The sequence below is a fragment of the Anaerolineae bacterium genome, from assembly GCA_014360855.1.
In the GTDB taxonomy this organism is placed as follows: domain Bacteria; phylum Chloroflexota; class Anaerolineae; order JACIWP01; family JACIWP01; genus JACIWP01.
The window spans coordinates 1-3,149 of sequence record JACIWP010000326.1 but is presented as its reverse complement, the minus strand read 5'-3'; the positions used below and the strand labels follow the sequence as shown (position 1 = coordinate 3,149).

The window sequence follows — 3,149 nt, the reverse complement described above, 5'->3', positions numbered from 1 at the left end:
CAACGCGCCGGCGGCCTCTTGGGCAGAGCGGTTGAAGCCCACCGCCTTGGTCTCCAGCGTACAGCCGGGAAAATAGAAATAGCGCATCTTCACGCTCCGGTGCGTGCGGTGATATGCTCAGCCTCAGGTCGTGTACTTGCGGAAGCCGGCGATAAAGGCCTGCTGGGGGAATTCCGCCAGCGCCTGCACGTCCAGCCGGGCGATCTCCAGATGATCGCCCCGCTTCTGCATGGCCAGCTCCCGCAGGGCCTCCATCAGCCGCGGCAGGTCCACTCCCTTCGGACAGCGCGCGTAGCAGGTCTGACAGGCGGCGCAGTACCAGATGGTCTGGCTCTCCAGGGCGCGTTCGACCTGGCCCAACTGCACCAGCCGGATGATCTGGTTGGGCAGGAGGTCCATGGCTTCCGCCGCGGGACAGCCGGCGGAGCACTTGCCGCAGTGATAGCAGGCCATCACATCCTGGCCGCTGACCTCCTCAATACGGCGCACCCATTCCGAACGCACCTGCTCGACAGAAATGGTCACGCGCATGGTTTATGCCTTCTGCAGAAGCTTGCGATATTTCTCTCGTTCCGCGGCGTAGGCATCGCCGCCGTATATGTCGTTGATAACGATAGCCGGGAAGTCCACCACTGTCAGCTCTTGCACCGCTTCCGGCCCTAGGTCTTCATAGGCGATGACGCGGGCGGCGACAATACAGCGGGAGATGAGGGCGCCGGCCCCGCCGGTGGCGGCGAAGTAGACGCACTGGTAGCGCTTCATCGCCTCGATGACCTCCGGGGAGCGCTCTCCCTTGCCGATCATGCCCTTGATGCCGGCGGCCATCAGGCGCGGGGCATAGGCGTCCATGCGGTAGCTGGTGGTGGGGCCGGCGGCGCCGATGGGGCGGCCGGGCTTGGCCGGCGTCGGACCCATATAATAAATGACCTGGCCGGCGGGGTCAAAGGGCAGAGGTTCGCCGCGATCCAGCGTTTCGACCATGCGTTTATGGGCCGCATCGCGCGCCACGTAGATGATGCCGTTGATAAGGACCTTGTCGCCGGCGCGCAGGGGGGCGATCTGCTCCAGGGTCAGGGGAGTGGTCAGGCGAATTCCCGTCTTTTCCATGGCCGTGATCCTTTCGTCGCTCACAGGATGGCTTCTTTATGGCGCGCCGCATGGCACTGGATGTTCACCGCCACCGGCATGCTGGCCAGATGGCAGGGATAGGTCTCGATATGCACCGCCAGGGCCGTGGTACTCCCGCCCAATCCCTGCGGGCCGATGCCGGTGCGGTTGATGCGTTCCAGCAGTTCCCGCTCCAGGTCTGCCACCTCCGGCTCCGGGTGGTGCTGGCCCACCGGGCGGAGCAGGGCATGTTTGGCCAGCTCCATGGCCTTATCGGCGCTCCCGCCGATGCCAACCCCAACGATGATGGGCGGGCAGGGGTTGGCGCCGGCCTTTTCCACGCTCGCCACGACAAAGTCCACGATGCCCTGCCGGCCGGCCGCCGGCGCCATCATCGAGAGGAAGCTCATGTTCTCGCTCCCACCCCCCTTGGGCAGGACGGTCAGCTTGAGCTGGTTCCCCGGGACGAGCCGCACGTGGATAACCGCCGGCGTGTTATCGCGGGTGTTCTTGCGCGACCCGAAGGGCGGGTACACCATGGACTTGCGCAGGTAGCCCTCGGTGTAGCCCTGGCGCACTCCCTCATTGATGGCGTCCTCAAACGCACCGCCGACGATGTGCACATCCTGGCCCACCTCGGCGAAGACCACGGTCAGGCCGGTGTCCTGGCAAATGGGGGCTTCCTCCTGACGCGCGATAGCGGCGTTTTCCAGGAGCTGGTCCAGGATTTCCCGCCCCAGCGGCGAGATTTCCTGCTCGCGGGCCTTTTGCAGAGCTTGGACAACGTCCTCGCCCAGGAAGTAATTGGCCTCTATGCAGAGGCGCTTGACCGTCTGCACGATGTCCTGAAAGGCGATTTCCTTCATGGTTGGAATCCTCCCGCCGGCGTTTGGATGAAGTAGTGCGCTTTGTCCCAGGGGAAATAAAAGGCAGGACACGTTTGGGCGGACTGCCGGCAGAGTACACGGCCGGCCTTCCACGCAAACGTGTCCTGTGCGGAAACCCATGCCCTTCCTATGGGTAAACCTCGTTTTCCAGCACGGCAGGCATGCCGCTGAGCGTCGGTTATGGATTGCATGGATGATTCATCTTGGACAGAGATAATTGTTCAAATATCTGTCACCTCAGCCTGCGCCTATTATACTACCAGCGGCGCAATTGGCCAAAAATGAAACCACTTGCTTGAATTCCTCAGACCTTTGTGCTATAATGGATGATGGCTGATGAAACATTGATGTTTCCTCGTACAGCCGGCGGCGCCTTTTGTGCATCCCTCAATTTGTCGAACAACCTGATTTCGAGCCGTGTTTGTGTCTTGCGGTCGGCGGCATGGCAGTCATGCCGGCATCATAATTCCCAGAGAAGAGGGAGGAGGTCTGACGATGAGGCACAAAGTATTGAAACTGTTGGCGCTGTTGGTAGTGGCAGTGCTGGTGGCCTCGTGCGCGCCGGCGACACCTACGCCGGCCCCGCAGGCGACTCAGCCGGCGGCAGCAACTCAGCCGCCCGCCGGCCAGGTGTGCACCGTGGGCTTCATCAACCATCTCACCGGTGATGCCGCGGTCTATGGACAGAGCATGAAGAAGGGCGTTGAGCTGGCGCTCGATAAAATCAACGCCAACGGCGAGAAGATCCGCGTCATCTTTGAGGATGACCGCCTCTCCGCCGCGGATGCCCAGACGGCGTTCCTGAAGCTGGTGGACAGCGACAAGGTGCCGGTCATCCTTGGCTCCGGCTCCAGCACTGTGACGCTGTCGCTCTGCCCCAAGGCCGAGGAGCGCAAAGTGGTGCTGATTTCCTCCATCTCCACGGCGCCGGCGCTGAAGCAGTGCGGCGACTACGTCTTCTCCGCCATGGCATCGGACGATGCCCAAGGCCCCGAATGGGCGAAGGTGGCCGAGTACCTGAAGGCCGATGAGGTCGCCGTCATGTACCTCAACAACGACTACGGCATCGGCGTCAAGGACGCTTTCCTCAATTCCTACAAGGGCAAAGTGCTCATCGCTCAGCCTTTCGAGGTGGGTGCCAAGGACTTCCGCACC

Annotated in this window: 5 protein-coding genes; 1 reads left to right on the top strand and 4 read right to left on the bottom strand. The window is 62.3% G+C overall.

Annotated features, from left to right (window positions below):
• The 4 genes from H5T60_13475 to H5T60_13460 form a co-directional block, all read right to left on the bottom strand.
• On the bottom strand, positions 1-93 hold a 93-nt coding region (locus H5T60_13475), incomplete at its 3' end, for a disulfide reductase (protein ID MBC7243441.1).
• 30 nt (positions 94-123) lie between these two features.
• Positions 124-531 (bottom strand): 4Fe-4S dicluster domain-containing protein, encoded by a 408-nt coding sequence (locus tag H5T60_13470; GenBank protein ID MBC7243440.1) that lies wholly within the window; start codon positions 529-531, stop codon positions 124-126.
• 3 nt (positions 532-534) lie between these two features.
• Complete coding sequence (locus H5T60_13465; protein MBC7243439.1) at positions 535-1,107, bottom strand: Fe-S-containing hydro-lyase; 573 nt, start codon at positions 1,105-1,107, stop codon at positions 535-537.
• Positions 1,108-1,127: 20 nt separating this feature from the next.
• Positions 1,128-1,973 (bottom strand): fumarate hydratase, encoded by an 846-nt coding sequence (locus H5T60_13460; protein ID MBC7243438.1) that lies wholly within the window; start codon positions 1,971-1,973, stop codon positions 1,128-1,130.
• Positions 1,974-2,489: 516 nt separating this feature from the next.
• Here H5T60_13460 and H5T60_13455 point away from each other — a divergent pair.
• The coding region (locus H5T60_13455) for an ABC transporter substrate-binding protein (protein MBC7243437.1) at positions 2,490-3,149 on the top strand (660 nt) is incomplete at its 3' end.

What these genes read in the sequence shown, in the direction of transcription:
- H5T60_13470 (MBC7243440.1), bottom strand. Translation starts at nt 531, where the DNA reads ATGCGCGTGACCATTTCTGTCGAGCAGGTGCGTTCGGAATGGGTGCGC.
- H5T60_13460 (MBC7243438.1), bottom strand. Translation starts at nt 1,973, where the DNA reads ATGAAGGAAATCGCCTTTCAGGACATCGTGCAGACGGTCAAGCGCCTC.
- H5T60_13465 (MBC7243439.1), bottom strand. Translation starts at nt 1,107, where the DNA reads ATGGAAAAGACGGGAATTCGCCTGACCACTCCCCTGACCCTGGAGCAG.